21 protein-coding genes are annotated in these 20256 nt (G+C 45.0%); 15 read left to right on the top strand and 6 right to left on the bottom strand.

The window, feature by feature from the left end; all coding sequences use genetic code 11:
- Positions 1-61 precede the first annotated feature (61 nt).
- The 12 genes from iscB to ACE1CD_RS16500 all read left to right on the top strand — a co-directional run bounded on the left by iscB (position 62) and on the right by ACE1CD_RS16500 (position 13556).
- Positions 62-1336, top strand: a complete 1275-nt coding sequence (gene iscB / locus ACE1CD_RS16555; protein ID WP_374794008.1) for an RNA-guided endonuclease IscB — start codon at positions 62-64, stop codon at positions 1334-1336.
- A gap of 330 nt (positions 1337-1666) precedes the next feature.
- Entirely contained in the window at positions 1667-1921 is a 255-nt protein-coding gene (locus ACE1CD_RS16550; RefSeq protein WP_374794007.1) for a hypothetical protein, read from the top strand.
- A gap of 143 nt (positions 1922-2064) precedes the next feature.
- The gene (locus ACE1CD_RS16545; RefSeq protein WP_374825561.1) at positions 2065-6273 is read left to right on the top strand and encodes a PAS domain S-box protein; all 4209 of its coding nucleotides are present in this window, start codon (positions 2065-2067) and stop codon (positions 6271-6273) included.
- Positions 6274-6298: 25 nt separating this feature from the next.
- Positions 6299-6406 carry a zinc ribbon domain-containing protein gene (locus tag ACE1CD_RS16540; RefSeq protein WP_374794005.1) on the top strand — a complete coding sequence of 36 codons (108 nt, stop codon included), beginning with the start codon at positions 6299-6301 and terminating at the stop codon, positions 6404-6406.
- A 301-nt stretch (positions 6407-6707) separates the two neighbouring features.
- On the top strand, positions 6708-7451 hold the full coding sequence (locus ACE1CD_RS16535; protein ID WP_374825559.1) for an energy-coupling factor ABC transporter permease: 744 nt from the start codon (positions 6708-6710) through the stop codon (positions 7449-7451).
- Positions 7452-7499: 48 nt separating this feature from the next.
- Positions 7500-7883: a PDGLE domain-containing protein gene (locus ACE1CD_RS16530; protein ID WP_374794003.1), complete on the top strand. Its 384-nt coding sequence runs from the start codon at positions 7500-7502 to the stop codon at positions 7881-7883.
- 40 nt (positions 7884-7923) lie between these two features.
- Complete coding sequence (gene cbiQ, locus ACE1CD_RS16525; protein WP_374794002.1) at positions 7924-8703, top strand: cobalt ECF transporter T component CbiQ; 780 nt, start codon at positions 7924-7926, stop codon at positions 8701-8703.
- A 53-nt stretch (positions 8704-8756) separates the two neighbouring features.
- Positions 8757-9551 (top strand): energy-coupling factor ABC transporter ATP-binding protein, encoded by a 795-nt coding sequence (locus tag ACE1CD_RS16520; RefSeq protein WP_374794001.1) that lies wholly within the window; start codon positions 8757-8759, stop codon positions 9549-9551.
- Positions 9552-9623: 72 nt separating this feature from the next.
- Positions 9624-10625 (top strand): multicopper oxidase domain-containing protein, encoded by a 1002-nt coding sequence (locus ACE1CD_RS16515; RefSeq protein WP_374794000.1) that lies wholly within the window; start codon positions 9624-9626, stop codon positions 10623-10625.
- 290 nt (positions 10626-10915) lie between these two features.
- On the top strand, positions 10916-11959 hold the full coding sequence (locus ACE1CD_RS16510) for a ComEA family DNA-binding protein (protein WP_374793999.1): 1044 nt from the start codon (positions 10916-10918) through the stop codon (positions 11957-11959).
- Between the two features lie 78 nt (positions 11960-12037).
- A complete protein-coding gene (locus ACE1CD_RS16505) occupies positions 12038-12472 on the top strand; it encodes a bacterioferritin (protein ID WP_374793998.1) in 435 nt (144 codons plus the stop codon).
- A 112-nt stretch (positions 12473-12584) separates the two neighbouring features.
- Entirely contained in the window at positions 12585-13556 is a 972-nt protein-coding gene (locus ACE1CD_RS16500) for an FTR1 family protein (RefSeq protein ID WP_374825557.1), read from the top strand.
- 33 nt (positions 13557-13589) lie between these two features.
- Here the strand turns inward: ACE1CD_RS16500 and ACE1CD_RS16495 are convergent, their stop codons facing one another.
- Positions 13590-13778, bottom strand: coding sequence for a CsbD family protein (locus ACE1CD_RS16495; RefSeq protein WP_190465008.1), 189 nt, complete (start codon positions 13776-13778; stop codon positions 13590-13592).
- 422 nt (positions 13779-14200) lie between these two features.
- Positions 14201-14314, bottom strand: a complete 114-nt coding sequence (petG, locus tag ACE1CD_RS16490) for a cytochrome b6-f complex subunit V (RefSeq protein ID WP_190465007.1) — start codon at positions 14312-14314, stop codon at positions 14201-14203.
- A gap of 212 nt (positions 14315-14526) precedes the next feature.
- Between petG and ACE1CD_RS16485 the strand changes: the two genes are divergently transcribed.
- Entirely contained in the window at positions 14527-14931 is a 405-nt protein-coding gene (locus ACE1CD_RS16485) for a c-type cytochrome (RefSeq protein ID WP_374793996.1), read from the top strand.
- Positions 14932-15042: 111 nt separating this feature from the next.
- Here the strand turns inward: ACE1CD_RS16485 and ACE1CD_RS16480 are convergent, their stop codons facing one another.
- From ACE1CD_RS16480 to ACE1CD_RS16465, 4 genes are all read right to left on the bottom strand, one after another.
- Positions 15043-16767 carry an ABC transporter ATP-binding protein gene (locus ACE1CD_RS16480; protein WP_374825555.1) on the bottom strand — a complete coding sequence of 575 codons (1725 nt, stop codon included), beginning with the start codon at positions 16765-16767 and terminating at the stop codon, positions 15043-15045.
- Between the two features lie 350 nt (positions 16768-17117).
- Positions 17118-17492 carry a hypothetical protein gene (locus ACE1CD_RS16475; RefSeq protein ID WP_374793994.1) on the bottom strand — a complete coding sequence of 125 codons (375 nt, stop codon included), beginning with the start codon at positions 17490-17492 and terminating at the stop codon, positions 17118-17120.
- A gap of 80 nt (positions 17493-17572) precedes the next feature.
- Positions 17573-17839 (bottom strand): hypothetical protein, encoded by a 267-nt coding sequence (locus ACE1CD_RS16470; RefSeq protein ID WP_374793993.1) that lies wholly within the window; start codon positions 17837-17839, stop codon positions 17573-17575.
- Between the two features lie 35 nt (positions 17840-17874).
- Entirely contained in the window at positions 17875-18138 is a 264-nt protein-coding gene (locus tag ACE1CD_RS16465) for a hypothetical protein (protein ID WP_374825553.1), read from the bottom strand.
- Between the two features lie 70 nt (positions 18139-18208).
- On the opposite strand from ACE1CD_RS16465, the gene ahcY reads away from it, so the two are divergent.
- Entirely contained in the window at positions 18209-19486 is a 1278-nt protein-coding gene (ahcY, locus tag ACE1CD_RS16460; RefSeq protein WP_374793991.1) for an adenosylhomocysteinase, read from the top strand.
- A gap of 85 nt (positions 19487-19571) precedes the next feature.
- Complete coding sequence (locus ACE1CD_RS16455) at positions 19572-20249, top strand: DedA family protein (RefSeq protein WP_374825551.1); 678 nt, start codon at positions 19572-19574, stop codon at positions 20247-20249.
- Positions 20250-20256 lie beyond the last annotated feature (7 nt).

Genomic DNA, 20256 nt, shown 5'->3' with positions numbered 1-20256 from the left:
GACCCAACAAGCCCAGATAACATTGTCAAGGCAAACTTTACCCAAGAAATTGGAGTTACCTATGTCTAATTATGTTTTCGTTATCGCTCCTGACAAACAGCCTTGTAATCCAGTTCATCCTGCCCATGCACGATTGTTACTGAATCAGAAAAAGGCGGCTGTTTTCCGTCGGTATCCTTTCACCATCATCCTCAAGGAGAAGCAAGAAGATGTAGAAATCAATCCGCTAACTCTTAAAATTGACCCAGGCTCTCAAACCACAGGGATTGCTACTCTCAGTGGAGAAAACGTCGTCTGGGGATCTGAACTAACTCACCGTGGTCAACAAATTAAATCCGACTTGGAATCCCGTCGGGCGATTCGTCGTCATCGGCGGAACCGCAAAACCCGTTATCGCCCTGCTCATTTTCTTAACCGAAAAACAGAAAAAGGTTGGTTAGCTCCCAGTCTCCAACATCGAGTAGATACCACGCTAACTTGGGTTAAGAAATTGATTCGTTACTGCCCTGTCACTAATATTGTTCAGGAGTTGGTTCGATTTGATTTACAGAAAATGGAAAACCCTGAAATCTCTGGCATTGAATACCAACAAGGAGAATTACAGGGTTACGAAGTGCGTGAATATCTTTTGGAGAAATGGAATCGTCAATGTGCCTATTGTGGTGCAAAAGATGTTCCTCTCCAAGTTGAACATATTCACCCTAAATCAAAGGGAGGAACTAATCGTATTTCCAATCTTTGTCTGGCTTGCGAACCCTGTAATCTTGCCAAGGGGACTCAGGATATTAAGGATTTTCTTTCAGGTAAACCCAATATCCTGAAACGGGTATTGAGTCAGGCGAAGTCTCCCTTAAAAGATGCGGCGGCTGTTAATTCTACTCGGTGGGCTTTACTTAATACCTTGAAGTCTATTGGATTACCTGTTTCTACGGGAACTGGTGGACAAACCAAGTTTAATCGCACTCGATTGAATTTACCTAAAACCCATTGGCTTGATGCCGCTTGTGTGGGAACGATTGAGTCTTTACGGATGATCACCACACAACCTTTATTAATTAAGGCAACAGGACATGGAACTCGTCAACGATGTCGTCCAAATAAGTTTGGTTTCCCTATTGCCCATGCGCCAAAAGAGAAATTCTTTCAAGGATTCCAAACAGGTGACATTGTAAAAGCTTGTATCCCAAAAGGGAAGTTCTCAGGGACTTTTGTTGGACGAATCGCTATTCGCTTTCGACCGTCTTTTGTTCTGCAACTTCCTGATAAAAAGTTTGATGTCCATCCCAAGTATCTTACTCATATCCACAGAAACGACGGTTACTCTTATGTCTTTTAATAAGGAAACGCTCGCGCTCAATTTGTTTGCTGGCGGCAATTCCCCGACCGCTAACCCGATAGGGTATAACGGGAGTCCCCTTGCCGCATCTCAGATGGGTAATCGCGAAAAAATAAGAGATTTTCATCTCTCAAACTTGACAAAAATCAAGCCAATCAATCAATTTAACATTTTTGGTTTTACATCGACCCCACTGGCAAATTTTGGACTGCCTTTGAGGGTGAGAGTTCTATAGAATGGACATACTGTATCGAATTTTTCTCCCCATCCAAAATGTAAAATCAAAAATGCAAAATTAGCTTCTTGAGAGATAGGGAACCTCAGCGTGCGATGGCCAGAAAAAAAAAAGATGCAATCCATCGTTATCTCCTGTCGCTTTGCATCTATTTTCTTCAAAAGACAGGGAGAGAGACTTTTCTTTCTCTCTGGCTTTCTCGTGAAGTAGAACAAGGGATTGCTGGTGGGCCAAAAATACTTCCTTTGCCGCAAAGACGTAAAAACCGGATAGCGATCGCCAGTCTATCGTCCCAGGCTACCTCAACGGCAATATTTCGCCTAAAAGCTGCCGATTGTAGCGATTTTTAACCTCAAGGACGATTTGCGATCGCTTCTAGCTTAAAATAATGCTACAAATCAATTTTACATGAAACTAATCCCATTTTAAGTTTAGCGTAAATTGTTTGCAGTTACTCAAAAACTTATTCATCTAAAAATTGAAACTTAGCCAAATGATAGCAATTCGCCAGAAAAAATTTACCCCAATTCTCGTCATACTGATAGCAGCAGGTTATCTAGGTAATTATTTTAACCTTTCAATGTTTTTTGGAGTAGATTTTCTCTTTGGCAGTATTCCAGTATTATTGGTAGTGAGACTGTTTGGCTTAGGCTGGGGTACACTAGCAGCTATCTTGGCTAGCTGGCATACAGTGGTACTATGGAACCATCCATATGCGGCAATTATTCTGATCTGCGAAGCTATTTTTATCAGCTTTTCGTTACACCGTTACAGCAAAAATATGCTGTTTTTGGATGGAATTTACTGGTTACTAATCGGTATGCCATTGGTGTGGATATTTTATGCAGGCGCATTGCAAGTCGATCCGACGCAAACATTACTGATCGCGCTCAAACAATCTGTAAATGGGATCTTTAACGCCTTAGTTGCCAGCCTGATATTGACCAAATTACCAATTCACAAATGGATCAATATAACCCAGACAAAAAATACTATATCATTTCAACAAACTTTATTAAATTTGTTGGTTGCTTTTGTATTTTTTCCATCTCTGACAATCATAATTTTGAACGGACATCACGTTTTTAGAGAGATAGAAACTGGTATTCAGATAGAAATTATATCTGCTACTCAAGAGGTAGTTGCCGATCTGGAATCTTGGTATCAGCGACGTGTAGACACACTAGAAGAATTAGCCAAAGTTGCTGCTGAGTCTGGTATGAATGTATCCGATCGCTTACAGCAAAGTACAGCGCTAATTCAGCGGATATCACCTGTTTTCGACAATGTGTATGTTACAGATGCAGAAGGTACTATAATTGCCGCTTATCCAATTATGAATGAGTTAGGAACATCAATGCTAGGTTTTAATATTGCCAATCAACCTGGTTTTCAAAAAGTCAAAACCGATTTAAAAGCATTAATGACTGATAGCCATATCCATCCAAATAGGGAAGATAAAACTTGTTTAAATGTCCCAGTTATTGCCAATAAAAAATTTCGTGGTTTGGTTAATGCGACAGTCGATATGAGCGACATGAGCGAGCGAATGAGGTCGCACATTTCCAGTCAAAATCTGCAAACATATCTAATTAATAAGACAGGACACATAATTGCTAACACCAACTTCGAGCGAGCAGCAAAGCAAGGTGTCGATCGCAGAGAAAGCGGGGAAATCCGCGATAAGAATAAAGCTATTTATCAGTGGCTACCTCCAAAGGGAAATTTGCCTCCTATAGTGAGATGGAAACAATCATTTTATAGACAGGAAACTTCTTTGGGTGAAAACTTACCCTGGCAGCTGGTTGTAGAAGTAGCTGCTGCCCCATATATTAGCGAATTACAAAATATCTATATCAAGAACCTAGCCATAATGCTTATAATTTCTGGTTTCGCATTTGGCTCGGCAATGCTTGTGAGTCGTAGGTTAGTTAGTCCTTTATCAAAATTAGCCACAGAAACTGTTAACTTGCCAGATAAAATTATGCAAGAAGAGAGGATTTATTGGCGAAAAAATTCAGTCACAGAGATAGAAGCTTTAATTGATAACTTTAAGCAGATGGAGATAGCACTGCATGAAAAATTCCAGGAAATAAAAAATGCCAAATCAACTCTCGAACAAAGAGTAGAAGAGCGCACAGCCAAGCTACTAAAGGCTAACAAAAAATTAAGGAACGAAATCAGGGAGCGGAAACGGGCAGAAAAATTACTGCGCCTGAAGGAAGCAGAATTGGCGCGGATTTTTGAGACAATGCCGGACGGGATTACTATTATGGACAGAGACGGACAAATTATATCTGCAAATGCCGCCGCAGAAAAAATTCTACGTTTGTCGCGCAGCCAAATCACAGAGCGAATTTACAACGATCCGGCATGGCGAATTGCAACAGTGGACGGAAAACTCTTTCCGGAAGAAGAACTTCCTTTTGTGCGAGTGATGCAAACCGGGGAATCGGTATACAATGTAGAACACGCGATCGAACATCCCGATGGCACTCGCACAATTTTATCTATTAATGCCGCACCACTTTATAATGCGGCAGGGACTGTCGTAAGTGCGATCGCAGCATTGATCGATATTACCGATCGCAAAGTAGCAGAACAAGCGCTGCGGGAAAGCGAACAAAGGTATCGTACCGTGATCGAGACAGTAGCTGAGGGGATCGTTTTACATCTGGCAGACGGTAGTATTCAAGCTTGCAATGCCAGCGCCGAGCGCATTCTGGGGCTTTCAGCAGATGAAATGATGGGACGTAATTCTTTCGATCCGCGCTGGTGTGCAATTCGCGAAGATGGTTCTCCTTTCCCCGGCGAAGAACACCCAGCGATGCTAACTTTGCGTATCGGTAAGCCGCAGTCCAATGTGGTTATGGGGCTTGCCAAAGCAGACGGAATGGTGACTTGGATTACTATCAATACGCGCCCCTTATTCCGCCGGGACGAAACCGCACCCTATGCGATCGTATCTTCGTTTTTCGACATTACCGATCGCAAGTTAGCAGAAGAAGCACTCCGCAAAAGTGAAGAAATGTATCGCACTTTGGCGAAAAACTTTCCTAACGGGGCAGTGATTTTATTCGATCGCGACTTGCGATATACGATCGCTGATGGAGAAGGTTTAGCAGCAGTCAGTCTGAAGAGAGAATTATTGGAAGGAAAAACTATTTGGGAATCATTTCCTTCCGAAACCTGTGCAATTATAGAACCAACCTATCGTGCTGCCCTTAGCGGTGAAGCAAGCATCACCGAAGTCACTTATGAAAACCATACTTATGTGATGCACGTAGTACCTGTCAGAAACGATCGCGGCGAAATTTTTGCCGGAATGGTGATGACGCAAGACATTACTGACCTCAAACAAGCAGAGGCAGAAATTCGCAAGCTAAATGCCGATCTCGAACAAAGAGTAATCGAACGAACTGCCCAACTAGAAGCAGCAAATCAGCTTAAAGATGAATTGCTCGTGCGCGAACAGATAGCCCGAACTCAAGCCCAAGCAAGCGAACAGCGTTTTCGCTTTCTCGCAGAAATTATGCCCCAACTTGTATGGACTGCCCGTCCGGATGGCGGATTGGATTACGTCAATCAGCGCACAGTTGATTATTTTGTCGTTTCTGCGGCAGAAATATTGGAATGGGGATGGCAGAATATGCTGTATCCAGATGATTTGCCACGGGCTGGGGAGCGCTGGCAAAAATCTCTCCACACAGGAGCGCCTTACGAAATAGAATTTCGTTTGCTGCGGGGTAGCGACAAAACTTATCGCTGGCATTTGGTGCGTGCATTACCCCTACAAGATCGAGAGAATAAAATTGTCAGTTGGTTTGGCACTTGTACGGATATCGACGATCGAAAACAGGCAGAGGAAATACTGCGGCAACAAGCGGAAGCATTAGAGCAAGCTAACCGTCTGAAAGATGAATTCCTGGCGGTAGTATCCCATGAGTTGCGTACTCCTCTTAATTCCGTACTGGGATGGGCGCAGCTGCTTCGGGCTCGCAAGTTTGACGAGCCTACTACCGATCGCGCCTTGGAAACGATCGAGCGCAACGCCAAGTTACAGGCACAATTAATCGATGATATTCTCGATATCTCCCGCATTATTAGAGGCAAGCTGCGTCTTTCTATGCGCCCGGTTGACCTTGTATCTGTTATGGCGGCGGCGATCGATTCTGTAGTGCCGACAGCCGCAGCTAAGAAGATACAACTTGAGTCTAAACTTGATGCGGTGGGTTTGGTTTGGGCTGATGTCGATCGCTTGCAGCAAGTTGTTTGGAATCTTGTCTCCAACGCCATCAAATTTACTCCCTCTGGCGGACGTGTTGAAGTGCGATTGCAGGAGTTACAGATTTCCGAAAAAAAATTACAAATTGAAGCTGAAAATTTTGCTTTCAATCTGCAATCGGAAATGGCAAATCTGAAATTAAATCAATGTGAAATTTCCTATGCCCAAATTACAGTAAATGATACCGGTAAGGGCATCACTCCCGATTTTCTTCCCTATGTGTTCGATCGCTTTCGCCAAGCCGATAGCTCAATTACGAGAACTTATGGCGGATTGGGACTGGGGTTGGCGATCGTGCGTCATTTAGTGGAACTCCACGGTGGTAGTGTTTGTGCAGCTAGCGATGGCGAAGGAAAAGGCGCGACTTTCATCGTGAGGTTACCTCTCTGGCAAGAAAACCGGAGAGAAGAAATTTGATATTTACATACTGCGTTCGGTTGTATTGCGATCGTCTACCCATGTTTGTTCGTGTGGGTTGATTCTGCAAAGGGATTGGAATGCGGCTATCAATATTTTGCTCAAAGCAAAATCTACGGTCGGGCAGACTTGAAGTAACGCTAACGGAGATGGGTCCTCTACTCTACTTGGTGCAAACCTAATAGAGCAAGTCCTGTCTATGAAGTTAGAATCCCCACGCATGACGGCAGGGGAGTGTCAAGCAAATTCAACTATTAACCGATCCGACAAAAAATCTATCTAATGGCGTATTTATAGCGATAGTTGTGGATTATTAGCTAAATAATAAATTTATCCTTAAAATACCCCCCTGTAGCATTGCATTTTTTAGGCAATACAGGTTTTATTAAAGGGTTACACCTCAGAAAACTGCCTTTAAGGGACGCTTGTTGATTATGGTGACAGTCCTGTTACCCAATATTTCTTTCTCAAGCTGGGTGCGCTGGGTAATACAGCCGCAGCTAGCATTGCATATTCCAGATGGCTTCTTGAACCTGCCAGTTAGCTTAGTAACGTGGGTACTGGCGATCGGTCTAATCGCACTCGCTCTCAATCGCGTGCAGGGAGACTACAAGGAACGGGCAGTCCCCCTGATGGGTGTTTGCGGAGCGTTTATTTTTGCTGCCCAAATGATTAATTTTCCGATTCCGGGAGGTACATCCGGTCACTTGCTAGGTGGAACGCTAGCTGGAGTTTTACTCGGCCCGTGGGCTGGGTCATTGGTAATGGCCGCAGTCTTCATCGTACAGGCTGTTTTGTTTCAGGATGGCGGTCTGACAGTCTTGGGAGCCAACATTACCAATATGGGATTAATTGGCACATTTCTCGGTTACTATCTATACAAAATAATTCGGTTTTCGCTAGGTCGAAATAGCTGGCGAGGAATGTTAGCCGGCACGGTAGTATCTGCTTGGACAAGTGTGTTTGTAGCTTCAATTTTGACTGCTGTGGAACTAGCTTTATCAGGTACTGTGCCGTTGGGGGTAGCTATATCGGCGATGGCTTTTTGGCACGTATTGATTGGCATCGGCGAAGCAATTATTACTGCGATCGCAGTTAGTTTTGTTTGGAAGAGTCGGCCTGATTTGTTCTTTGACCCGCCCCGACAAAGTTTTTCACGTACATTTCGTATTTTTTAACCCTCCAAATAGCGTGCATCTTGTAAAAAAAGGAAAGGGTGAATATTTATGAGTAGCAATCTCGATCGCGATCGCAACCGTGCTTTTGTTATTGCTGGTTTGGGAGTGGCACTGCTAATTGCAATTTTCATCTCTCCATTCGCCAGCTCAGATCCAGATGGATTAGACCGAGTTTCTCAGGATTTCAAATTTCAACATAAAGCAATTGCAGAAGCACCAGCCAAAAAATTACCCTTTTACGCTGTTTTTAAAGAATACGCGCTCCGAGGCGTACCCGAACAAGTTGCCACTCCCCTGGCAGGTTTGGTAGGAACATTAGCTACCTTTGGTTTAGCTTGGGGTATTGGCAAATTGGTAGTTCGCAATTCCGCTGCATCTTCGCCAGACGATATAACTCCCCACTCAAATGAAGTCGATCGATCCTTGGATTAAAAAATCCAAAATCCTCTCATCCAAAATCCAAAATTATTAGATGCTGCTGCACGTCAATGTCTTTCAACTAGATATCGATAGCAAACACGATACTTGGTGGCATTCATTAGCACCGCGTACTCGCATACTTTGTACCCTGCTAATTGTATTTGCCATTGCCCTAACACCAAACGGACGTTGGTGGACTTGGGCAATTTATGGAGTAGCCGTGTTGAGCTTTATTTTACTCAGTCGCGTGACTTTACCTGTGCTGCTGAAGCGAATCGCAATTGAATTTGCTTTTATCGGTGTCGTGCTGCTGGGTACTTTGTTTCGCGACGGCGGTCAGACTATTTGGTCTTGGGGGCCAATAAAAATTACTACAGCGGGATTGATTGTTTTGGGTAGCGTAACGAGTAAGGCATTGCTATCGCTGGTAATGCTAAATTTGCTAACTCTAACTACTTCTATTCCCGCGTTATTGAATGCCTTAGTAGCATTGCGAGTACCACCGCTACTGGTGGCAATTTTGGCATCAATGTATCGCTACATAAGCGTTTTAATGGGCGAATTTAATGCCATGCGTCGGGCAGCAGCGTCTCGCAATTTGATGGGCAACAACCGCTGGCAACGTTTTGTAATTGGCAATATGATGGGATCGCTATTTATTCGCACTTACGATCGCGGCGAGAGAATTTATCAGGCGATGCTGGCGCGGGGTTATCAGGGGTTACCCCCGGTCGAAAATGTTCCGCCTGGTGGACGACGCGATATTATAGCTATAACTTTAACATTCATTTGGGCACTGCTGGGACAAGCGATTTATTTGCCTTGGCAGTAGCAATGTAAAATCTAAAATCTAAAATCCAAAATCTAAAATCTAAAATCGTTTCGATGCACCACAATCCGATCTCAATTGAAAATCTTAGTTATACTTACCCTGATGGAACTCATGCTCTCAGGAATATCAATTTGTTTATTGGCGCTAATGAAAGAGTGGCGTTAATTGGGGCTAATGGTTCGGGAAAGTCTACATTGCAGTTACATTTGAACGGGATTATTCTGCCTCAAGAAGGAGAAGTTAAGATAGGCGAATGGGTTGTCAATTCGGAGAATTTGCGCCAAATTCGTAATTTTGTGGGGCTGGTATTTCAGAATCCAGATAATCAGCTATTTATGCCGACAGTGTGGTCAGATGTTGCTTTTGGCCCAATGAATCAAGGTTTGCGAGATGAGGAATTAAAAAAGCGAGTTGTGGAAGCAATGATATCTGTGGATATCGATCCTCAACATTACGGAAAACGAAATACGGATAATTTATCTGGAGGGGAAAAGAAACGAATTGCGATCGCAGGTGTTTTAGCTATGCAGCCGCAGGTATTGGTACTCGACGAACCTTCTGCACAGCTAGATCCCCGTTCTCGCCGTCATTTGATCGATTTGCTGCAAGGTTTGCCTTTGACGCAGTTGATTGCAACGCACGATTTGGATATGGCGCTGGAACTGTGCGATCGCACCATTGTTTTGAGTAAGGGTCAGGTGGTGTACGATGGTAAAACCGAGCCAGTTATGAGCGATCGCGATTTTTTACTTCAGCACTCTTTAGAATTACCCCTCAGCTACAGTCGCCCTTACTGTCTCCTGCAAGACGCTCCCGTTTTTTCTCTTCCGCAACACCATAAGCCCTGAAGTTAAAAGTCAAAAGTCAAGAAGTTTTTTAGAATTATTTGCAATAATGAACTGAGAACTCTTGACAATAAGATGGGTCATCACCTCATACCAGAGAAAGGAAAACCTTGGAGCCGACGGCAAATTTTGCAACTGGGATTGGCAGGCGGTATTGGTGTAACAGGTGCGGCGATCGCACTTTCTACACTGATGCCAAAACGAACATCGCAGGTAAGGATACCGCCAATCCCGAACGATACGCCTAACTTTGGCAACGGCATCAACCCAATGTTACTGCTGCGAGATTTTGACTACGGCACTGTCAAGCGAGAGAACGGACGCACGATCAGAGAATTTCGCCTCACGGCCAGTAATTCCACGCTGCAATTGAATAGCGCTGTCACTTTTAATACCTGGAATGTGAACAATCGCGTGCCGGGGCCAACGCTGCGAGCCAGGGAAGGCGATCGCGTGCGAGTCCTCTTCTATAACAAAGGCGGACATTCCCACTCCCTACACTTTCACGGCACCCACCCTTCTGAAATGGATGGAGTCAAACCGATCGCCAACGGTAAAGCCACAATTTACGAATTCGACGCCCAACCCTACGGCGTCCACCTTTACCACTGCCACGTCGAGCCAGTGACTCGGCACATCGGCAAAGGACTCTACGGTATGTTTATCGTCGATCCGCCCCGTCCGCGTCCGCCCGCTGATGAAATGGTGCTAATCATGGCAGGTTACGACGTAAATGATGACAACCGCAACGAACTTTATGCTTTTAATGGGTTGCCGCACTACTATATGCACCATGCCATTCCCATTTACACAAACCAGTTGGTGCGATTGTACGTCCTCAACATGATTGAGTTTGAAGCTGCTGTCACCTTTCATCTGCACGCCAACTTCTTTGATGTCTACCGCAGTGGGATGTCTCTCACTCCGAGCGAGAAAACCGACGTGATTACGATGGGTATAGCCGAACGTCACATTCTGGAATTCACCTATCGGTATCCGGGGAAATATATGTTTCATCCCCATCAGGATCAGATCGCCCAAGCCGGTTGTATGGGTCAGTTTGATGCGATCGGCTAGGGGAGCGGGGGAGCAGGGGAGCAGGGGCGCGGGGGAGCGGGGGAGCAGGGGAGCAGGAAGAAATTCTTAATTTTGACTTTTGACTTTTGACTTTTGACTTTTGACTTTTGACTCCTCGTAGTTGGTGAATAATTTATCCATTTACTTGACAAAATTTCTCACTAGCTGCAAGATAGTTAATTTGATTGCTTCAATAGAATCCGTCGTAAAACTCGGTTTAGAGGGCAGGTTATTGAACCAAATTGAAGGGTGCCTGCCAGTAATGCCTGCTTAAAATTTTGGGAATTAAGATGATGTTTCCTTTTCGTTCTCTGTCACTTGCAATTTCGATCGCCTGCCTAGTTGCCCTCGCCTCCTGTAGCGGTACTCAAAACACAGAGAGTGCCTCAACACCCGCTCCCACTGCCAGTCCTGCTGCTGCTACTGCCAGTCCTGTAACGACAGACATGGCGAGCCACAATATGAGCGGTAGCAAGGCGAAAATCAACATAAATTCGGCAATTTTGTCAGAATTAGATAAATTAGAAGCGAAATTGGGCGTTCCAGCATTATCCAACAAGATTCAAGCCAGTCGTCCCTACGGCAGCACTGAAGAACTGGTATCCAAAAAGGTGATTACCCAGGAACAGTTTGACCGAGTTAAAGATATGGTGACGATCGAAGATGTCGTCCTCACCGGAGAAACCAAAGATGTTGACTACATGACCAAACTGGGTTTAATGAAAGGACATCTTTTAGTTGCCAAAGAACTGCTGGATGTGCAACAACCAAAGCAAGCCGAACCTCACATCGGTCACCCGGTAGAAGAAATTTACGTTGATGTGGAAGAGCAACTCAACGAGCGCAAAGTTAAAGAATTCAAAACAAACCTCATCAGTTTGCAGGATTTAGTCAAATCCAAGCCAAAAGACGCCAAAATAACCCCAGAGTTTGCTACTTCTATGCAGGCGGTTGATGCTGCCATCGCCGGAATACCCGAAACACAAAGAAAATCGCCAGATTTTGTGCTAAAGGTAATTAACGGATTGCTGGATGCAGCTAACTCGGAGTACGGGGCAGCGATCGCAAATGGCAAAGTGACGGCAGCAATTGAGTATCAAGACTCTCGCGGCTTCGTCACCTACGCCAATAGTCTTTATCAGTCGATCGCCGATAAAATGGCTAAGGAACATCCCGAAGCCCACAAAGCGATCGAAAGTAGTATGGCCGAACTCACCAAAGTTTGGCCCTCCGCCACCCCGCCAGCCGCACCTGTCATGACTCCAGCGCAAGTGTCCCAGCTGATTAAGACAATTGAGCAGAACACTCAAAAAGTTACCACAAGTGCGTTATAGGTAATGGGTAATGGGAGCGAAAATAATTCCCATTACTCAATGCCCAATTCCCAATTACAATCACCAATCCCCAACAGAATGAGAGAACTCGACAACAAAAAGGCCACCGACATCCTCAATAAAATCATGGAATTTGAACTGGCAGGAGTAGTGCGTTATACTCACTACTCCCTGATGGTGACAGGCCCCAACCGAATTCCGATTGTAAATTTTTTCAAGTTGCAGGCGACCGAATCTTTAACTCATGCCCAACAAGTAGGAGAAATTCTCACAGGTTTAGAGGGGCACCCCACCCTGCGAATCGCTCCGATTGAAGAAACATACAAACATTCGGTGCGGGATATATTGGAGGAAAGCTTAGCTCACGAAAAGAAAGCTTTAGACCTTTATAAAGATCTTCTAGATACAGTTGAGAATGCCAGCATTTATCTGGAGGAATTTGCCCGCACAATGATTGGCACAGAAGAAATGCACAACATAGAAATAAAAAAGATGTTACGAGATTTTAGTTAATAGACATTAGTCATTAGTCATTAGTTAGCGGTAATTAGTTAGTTTTTGACTTTTGACTTTAAAATGAGTGACTTTCAAGTTTTGACTTTTGACTTTTAACTTTTGACTTACTATGGATTTTAGTTCAGCTTTACCCACATTTATAATCACCCTGCGAGAAGGGGTTGAAGCAGCTTTAGTCGTCGGAATTGTCCTGGCTTTGCTCAAAAAAGCAAAACGAAGCAAACTCAACTCTTGGGTTTATGCCGGTGTCGTTGTCGGACTTCTAGTCAGTGCGCTAGTAGGCATACTATTTGGCTGGATAATTCAATTGCTGGGCACATCAAATCAGCAGTATACTCCTGTAATAGAGCCACTGCTAGAGGCTGTTTTTGGTGTGGCGGCGATCGTCATGCTCAGCTGGATGCTAATTTGGATGACCCAGCAAGCGCGTACCCTCAAAGCGCAAGTCGAGGGAGCTGTCGCTAGTGCCCTCAAAGACGACGCCGCAGCCGGTTGGGGCGTTTTTAGCCTCATTTTAATCGCCGTTTTGCGAGAAGGCTTTGAAACCGTTCTGTTTATAGTTGCCAAATTTCAACAAGGTTTAATTCCGGCCATTGGCGCACTTAGCGGCATAGCGGTAGCTGCTGGTATTGGCGTTCTTCTTTTTAAATGGGGTATCAAGATCGACATCCGCCGCTTCTTCCAGATTATGGGAGTTTTATTGCTCCTAATTGTGGCAGGTTTAGTAGTTTCATCAATGGGAGATTTTGATGAAGCTGTCCGAAGTCTGTCACAGATGAATCGCGAGTCAGAATCTCTATGTTTTTACTACGAAAGGTTTGCCAAAAACCCCTCCTGTATCCTGGGGCCAATGGTTTGGAATGCTACGCAAGTTCTGCCACAAGACAAGTTCCCCGGCATTATCTTGCACACCCTGTTCGGCTATCCTGACAAGCTGTATATCGTGCAAGCAGTCGGTTATCTGCTGTTTTTAATTACGATTGGCGGTCTTTACTTCCGCAGTTTGGGAAGCAAAAATCCAGTATCTAGCAGAAATCGTAATATCGCTTCATCATCTGCTGAAAAATCGCTCGGTTCTTAAAAAGTAGGGTGGGCAATGCCCACCCTACTAAACTTAAGCTCTGTCGATCATTCCTTTGGCTCTGTCTTTGAGGTCTTCCTTAGCGTGCATAGCAGCTGCTTGCTCCTGCTTCATCTGACCTTCTACTTTATCTTTGGGGTTACCAGTAACTTCGCTCATGGCTTCTTGAACTTTGCCTTCAATATTTTTGGCAACTGCATTCAAACGATCTTCAACGCTCATATTAAACTCCTTTACAAAATTGAGGGAATCGTTACCAAAAAGTTGGTAATTTTTCAAGCTCTTCTGTAACCTAGTATGATATTTTTATCTGGCAAACAGGCTCTTTCGCTGGTAGGATTTAAGTGGCGATCGCACTCAATTAAAACTGCATCAAAAATTCTAACTTTAGTCTGATGCACAAAAGAGCTAAGTAGGAAAAAACCCGGTTTTTCTCAAAAACCGGGTTTATGGCGGAGTTCCACCCATCTTGCATCAATTTGGCGGACTGCTAGGGATTAGTTTTGTGCAATAGACATCTCCAAAAATTCTTGTGGGGTAGGCATCCTGCCTGCCTTTGAGATTCTTTTGGAGGAGATGTCTAATGAAGAATCAGTTTTCTTCCCGATACCCCAGTCTTCAGCCTCTTTTGACTTTTGACTTTTCTACAGACCCAGCTGGTTACCGCGCTTATACTGCATATATGCGGCGACAAACAGCCCAGCCAGGGTCACGAGTACCAAACCCAGCACAATTCCGGAAAGTAGGGGTTCTACCACGTCAGATCTCCTTGAATGTTAAAGTTTATTACCTCTTATTCATACTACTACTAGGGATAGCCGCAACAAGAAGCAATCCAGTAAGATGTTAAAACTTGCTTAAGTCTTGCCAGTTAAGGCGGTCGAACTCTGTGGGGCAAGATATTCCCCGTTCTCTCAGCTTGCCTGGATTGTCTAGAAATTTTAAGCTATGTATATGAATAAAAATTTCTTTGTACTTTCTCATCGTGCTGGGCAACCATGTGGAAAAGCAGGTAACTAAACTAGAAGTCGCGATCGGGCAACTTACCTTGATGGCTCTAGCAGTAGTGCTGGCAGTCCTCCTGGTGATGGTCGCCTATCATCAGTGGCAGATATCCGATCCTTATGTCAAGAATGTCTTATCTCTGCAAGGCGATGGAATTCGCGGTCATGCTATCTTCCAAATGAACTGTGCTGGATGTCACGGGTTGCAGGCAGATGGTAGAGTTGGCCCAAGCTTGCAAGGTGTCTCCAAACACAAATCTCAAGTTGGCCTGATTCACCAAGTCACAAGCGGCGACACACCACCTATGCCACAATTCCAACCCAGCCCGCAAGAAATGGCAGATTTGCTCAGCTATTTAAAGCAATTGTAGTCAAGGGAGCGGGGGAGCAGGGGAGCGGGGGAGCGGGGGAGCGAAAGAATTGATATTTGACCTTTTCTTTTTGACTTTTGACTTTTGACTTTTGACTTTCCCTAACCCCCTTTAACTAAATTGCTGAGCATAAAAACGCGCATAGCGCAAGCCCGCTGTCAACAATTCCTCGTGGGTTCCCGATTCCACTATTTGACCCTGCTCTAATACTAAAATTCGATCGGCCCGACGCACAGTAGCCAATCTATGGGCGATAATAAAAACAGTTCGGTCTTTCATTATTCGTTCTAGGGCTTCCTGTACCAAAGCTTCCGATTCCGAATCCAACGCGGAAGTCGCTTCGTCGAGGATGAGGATTCTGGGATTGTGCAATACAGCGCGTGCGATCGCGATCCTTTGGCGCTGTCCTCCCGATAAGTTTACACCCCTTTCTCCTACCCAAGTTTGATATCCTTGCGTTAACTGGGTAATAAATTGGTGCGCGTTGGCAATTTCTGCCGCAGCTTGCACATATTTGATGTCGAAATCGGTTTGACCGAAAGCGATATTTTGTGCGATCGTACCGGAAAAAAGTATCGTTTCTTGGGGAACTATACCGATTTGTCGCCGCAAACTTTTTAGCGTGACATTCTGGATATCGATACCGTCGATAAAAATTTCGCCGACTTGGGGGTCGTAAAAGCGCGGTAATAAGTTGAGGAGAGTCGTTTTACCCGCACCCGAAGCACCAACTAATGCGATCGTTTCTCCCGGAGTTACCAGCAAATTCATATTTTGCAACACTGGTTTATCGGGTGAATAGGCGAAACCGATCTGGCGATATTCTACTTTTCCGGTCACGGGAGGAAGTTCGATTGCATCCGACTTTTCCACAACTGAAGGTTGAATTACCAATAATTCAAAAATGCGATCGCTAGACGCCTGACCTTGTTTAAACTCATTATAATTGCTCGTTAAAAGCGAAATCGGATCGATTAATAATGCCACTGCTGCTACATAACTAACAAATTCCGCGCCAGTCAAATTACCTTGAGAAATTTGCCATCCTCCCAGGAAAAATAGCAAAATAACGCACATTGCTTCCAAAAAACCGACTACCACAAACTGAATTGCTTTCAGCCGTTCCGCCAAATATTTCGCCTGTCGGTTATGTTCCGCTTCTTGTGCAAATCGTTTCACTTCATATTCCTCAGCCGCGAAAGCTTGCACGAGGCGAATCCCGCTGAAAACTTCTGTCAGCAAAGCGGATAAATTGGAAATGCGATTTTGACTGCGGCGAGAAACAGTGAGTAGTTTTTCACCAAACCAGCCAATCAATAATGCCATCAGCGGTGCTAAAATAAAAGTTGCCAGCGTTAGTTGCCAGTTGAGATAAACCATGTATCCCAATACAACTATTAATTGCAATACGCAGGGCACAAATTGGTGAAAAACTTTGTTGACAACTTCGCCAATTCTATCGATATCTTCCGTGAGACGATAAGATAAATCTCCAGTTTTAGCAGTTTCAAAATAACTGAGATTGAGACGCTGCAAATGTGCGTAAACTTGCTTGCGGAGGTCGAGGGCAATTTTCAAAGCAGCTTTCGCCATCAGCGAATCTTGAGAGTATTGCACAATTCCCCGGATCAGGAAGATTATGGCACTGAATCCGGCGAGTTGCGCGATCGCACCCACATTTCCCTCACCGATGTATCCGGCGATACGACCCGCCAACCACGCCAGAATCGGCCAAAATACCGTAAATGCCAGAGTACAGGTTAATGCTTGCGCGATCGTTTTCCACTCTTGGCGGATGTAGGGGAGGAGTTGGTAGTAACTAGAACGAGTTTTCAAGGCAATATCCGGGATAAACTGTGCATTGAAATAGGCTATCAGGTTTTAGCACTATTCTTTGTCGCTCAATCGCGTTTGTTCTCCAAAAAAGCAGCTTCTTCAATTTCGATTCTTTCTCGGATAATGCGTTGCAGCCACATTTAGAGATTTGGTTCTCGATGTAATTTTGCCAGAAAATTTGCTCGTGCAGCAAGTTCAGATGGAATAGCTACAGTAGCTGGCTGTTTGTGAAGGACCTGAATAGGTTCTCAATTTATTCTACTGGACTGGCGGTCTAGCCCCTAACACAAAAAAGCAGTAGGACGAAAAGCCCTACCGCCAGTTAACCCAAAGGAGAAAACTTGCCCTAACTAAAAACCAATTAATTCTCGCGCTTCTAAGCCAGCAAGTTGTTGTGCGATCGCCAGTCTTGCTTCCAATTTGGCTACAGCAAACTGATTGCGGAGATATTCTAAGTGTGCGATCGCATTCGTCTTTTCAGTATTTAATTGCATCAAAAGATCGAGCGCCTTTTGATATTCCTGATTGAATTGCAGTAATTGAAAGCGATGCGCCCTGCGTTGAGATTCATTTTTTAGTTTGAAATTAGCCGCCACTAGCATATCCGCTCTACCTTCAAAGGCATTAATTAGCTGCCGCATAGCAGACAATTCATAATCTATTTCAGCGATTGTTTGGGCGGCTTGGCAAATAGCAAGGGGATAATCACTGAGTTCGATCGACAACACATTTCCTCACAAAAAAACGGCAGCCAAAAGTTAAAAGTCAATCATTCAAAAGTCAAAATTTTACCTTTTGACTTTTTTTAAGCGACGAGTTCCTGCCGTTGGGAATGGGCAGAAATATCCGGAATATTAAGAGGCAGTTGCTCAACTTGCGGTAAAGCCGCTTTTTCCAAAACTTCTACTTCAATACGCACAGAAACCAGGTAAGAACCGGCTTTTTCGCCAATCGCTTCGGCAATCAGCTTAGCGAGATCGGGACGCTTAGCGGTGAGAGGTTCTCGCAACGTGCAACGATCCCAGTCTTGCTTGGCGTTCGGATTGAGGCTGAGAATGTAGTGCTTATTCATGGGGCAAAAACCTAAATCCATCCTCTAAAAGGTCGCTAGTGAGCCATTTCCAAGGAAACTGGGCTCGATGACCGTACCCTTATATTATAGTACAATTGTACTGAAATAGCAACTGCTTGCGATCGCTTTGGCTCGATCGCCGTTTCAGGTAAGAAAGGTAGGGAAAGTAGGGAAGTTGGAGAAATTCTCTTTGAAATCCGCCATCGCTCGATCGAGTGTAACTGCTTTGTCAAGGCAATTTCGTGAGTTTTCCCCTGTGGCGATCGCACTCTTGATGTCCCAGCCGATCGGTATTCCAACCTACCCAGGCAGGCATAGAGTAATCTAGATTAGATCTGCAAGTTGAATCTTTCCCAAGCAACCAATTTCATGACTGCAACATACACCCAGCCAAAGCACGAAGTCAAAGACCTTTCCCTTGCCCCCCTCGGAAAGCAACGCATAGAATGGGCGGGACGGGAAATGCCCGTGTTGCGGCAAATTCGCGATCGCTTCGCCGTTGAAAAGCCCCTCGCTGGCATTCGCTTAGTCGCCTGCTGCCACGTTACCACCGAGACTGCTAATCTCGCCATTGCACTCAAAGCAGCCGGTGCAGACGCCGTACTGATCGCCAGCAATCCCCTCAGTACCCAAGATGACGTAGCTGCTTGTCTCGTCGCCGAATATGGCATCCCCGTATTCGCGATCAAAGGCGAAGATGCAGAAACCTATGTTCGCCACGTCCAAGTTGCCCTCGATCACCGTCCCAACATCATCATCGATGACGGTTGCGATGTGGTAGCGACTCTGGTAAAAGAACGCCAAGATCAACTTTCCGAAATCATCGGTACCACCGAAGAAACTACTACTGGTATCGTTCGTCTTCGCGCCATGTTCAAAGATGGCGTACTCACCTTCCCCGCCATCAACGTCAACGACGCCGACACCAAGCACTTCTTCGATAACCGCTACGGCACCGGTCAATCTACCCTCGATGGTATTATCCGCGCCACCAATATTCTGCTAGCCGGTAAAAATGTTGTCGTCGCCGGATACGGCTGGTGCGGTAAAGGCACCGCCCTCCGCGCACGAGGTCTGGGCGCTAACGTAATTGTGACAGAAATCGATCCGACTAAGGCGATCGAAGCAGTTATGGACGGCTTCCGCGTTATGCCAATGTCAGAAGCCGCACCCCAAGGCGATTTATTTATCACCGTCACCGGCAACAAACACGTCATTCGCAGCGAACATTTTGACGTGATGAAAGACGGCGCAATTGTTTGCAACTCCGGTCACTTCGATATCGAAATCGACCTCAAAGCGCTTGGTGCCAAAGCGAAAGAAGTCAGAACAGTACGGAACTTCACCGAAGAATACCGTCTGCAAAACGGCAAATCCGTTATCGTTTTGGGCGAAGGTCGTTTGGTCAACTTAGCAGCCGCAGAAGGACACCCCAGCGCCGTTATGGATATGAGCTTCGCTAACCAAGCTTTAGGTTGCGAATATCTGGTCAAGAACAAAGGCAAACTCGAACCGGGTATCCATTCCATACCAGTAGAAGTTGACAAACAAATTGCACGCTTGAAGTTGCAGGCAATGGGGATTTATATTGATAACCTCACCTCAGATCAAATCGAGTACATGAACTCCTGGACATCCGGAACATAAACAAGTAGTAAGATGTATAGAAACCCGGTTTCTCAGAGAAACCGGGTTTCTCACCATTTTACTCGTTCCCAGGTTCAACCTGGGAATGAAAAAAAGAGGCTCTGCCTCGCACTACATCCCCAACTATCAATTACCAATCGCCAAACTTATGCAGGAATGGATAACTAACACCATGACTTCCCTGGGCTACGTGGGAATCGGGCTGCTGATGTTTTTAGAAAACTTATTTCCCCCGATTCCCTCCGAACTAATCATGCCGCTAGCAGGGTTCACAATAGCTCAGAAACAGATGGCATTCTTCCCTGCAATTTTGGCGGGAGTAATCGGTACTATGTTGGGAGCGCTACCTTGGTACTATGTCGGCAAACTCGTCGGCGAAGAAAACTTGAAGCGCTTAGCTGACAAGTACGGCAAGTGGATTTCTATATCTAGTAGAGATATTGAAAAAGCAGATAATTGGTTTGATAGACACGGGGAGAAAGCCGTGTTTTTTTGTCGCTTAGTACCGGGGGTTCGTACCTTAATATCTCTGCCTGCCGGCATGAGTGGTATGCACTTAGTACCGTTTTTAATTTACTCCACTGTTGGCACAACATTGTGGGTGGGTTTTTTAACTTATGCCGGGTATATTTTGGGAGAAAAATACGAGCTTGTAGATGAATATCTGGGCCCGGTTTCCAAAATAGTATTTGTTGGTCTTGTTGTGGCTTTTGTGGTTTGGATAGTGAGGAAAAGACAAAAATCAAAAAGCAAAAATATGTAGTTTTGGT

It is taken from the genome of Aerosakkonema sp. BLCC-F183 (assembly GCF_041929145.1).
Classification (GTDB): Bacteria; Cyanobacteriota; Cyanobacteriia; order Cyanobacteriales; family Aerosakkonemataceae; genus Aerosakkonema.
This window is presented reverse-complemented; position numbering and strand designations above follow the sequence as displayed.

Coding starts and splice junctions, on each gene's coding strand:
- ACE1CD_RS16530 (WP_374794003.1), top strand. CDS start 7,500: ATGAGTAGCAATCTCGATCGCGATCGCAACCGTGCTTTTGTTATTGCT.
- ACE1CD_RS16515 (WP_374794000.1), top strand. CDS start 9,624: ATGGGTCATCACCTCATACCAGAGAAAGGAAAACCTTGGAGCCGACGG.
- ACE1CD_RS16455 (WP_374825551.1), top strand. CDS start 19,572: ATGAAAAAAAGAGGCTCTGCCTCGCACTACATCCCCAACTATCAATTA.
- ACE1CD_RS16545 (WP_374825561.1), top strand. CDS start 2,065: ATGATAGCAATTCGCCAGAAAAAATTTACCCCAATTCTCGTCATACTG.
- ACE1CD_RS16495 (WP_190465008.1), bottom strand. CDS start 13,778: ATGAGCGTTGAAGATCGTTTGAATGCAGTTGCCAAAAATATTGAAGGC.
- ACE1CD_RS16550 (WP_374794007.1), top strand. CDS start 1,667: ATGGCCAGAAAAAAAAAAGATGCAATCCATCGTTATCTCCTGTCGCTT.
- ACE1CD_RS16470 (WP_374793993.1), bottom strand. CDS start 17,839: ATGAATAAGCACTACATTCTCAGCCTCAATCCGAACGCCAAGCAAGAC.
- ACE1CD_RS16500 (WP_374825557.1), top strand. CDS start 12,585: ATGGATTTTAGTTCAGCTTTACCCACATTTATAATCACCCTGCGAGAA.
- ACE1CD_RS16535 (WP_374825559.1), top strand. CDS start 6,708: ATGGTGACAGTCCTGTTACCCAATATTTCTTTCTCAAGCTGGGTGCGC.
- ACE1CD_RS16520 (WP_374794001.1), top strand. CDS start 8,757: ATGCACCACAATCCGATCTCAATTGAAAATCTTAGTTATACTTACCCT.
- iscB (WP_374794008.1), top strand. CDS start 62: ATGTCTAATTATGTTTTCGTTATCGCTCCTGACAAACAGCCTTGTAAT.
- cbiQ (WP_374794002.1), top strand. CDS start 7,924: ATGCTGCTGCACGTCAATGTCTTTCAACTAGATATCGATAGCAAACAC.
- ACE1CD_RS16505 (WP_374793998.1), top strand. CDS start 12,038: ATGAGAGAACTCGACAACAAAAAGGCCACCGACATCCTCAATAAAATC.
- ahcY (WP_374793991.1), top strand. CDS start 18,209: ATGACTGCAACATACACCCAGCCAAAGCACGAAGTCAAAGACCTTTCC.
- ACE1CD_RS16510 (WP_374793999.1), top strand. CDS start 10,916: ATGATGTTTCCTTTTCGTTCTCTGTCACTTGCAATTTCGATCGCCTGC.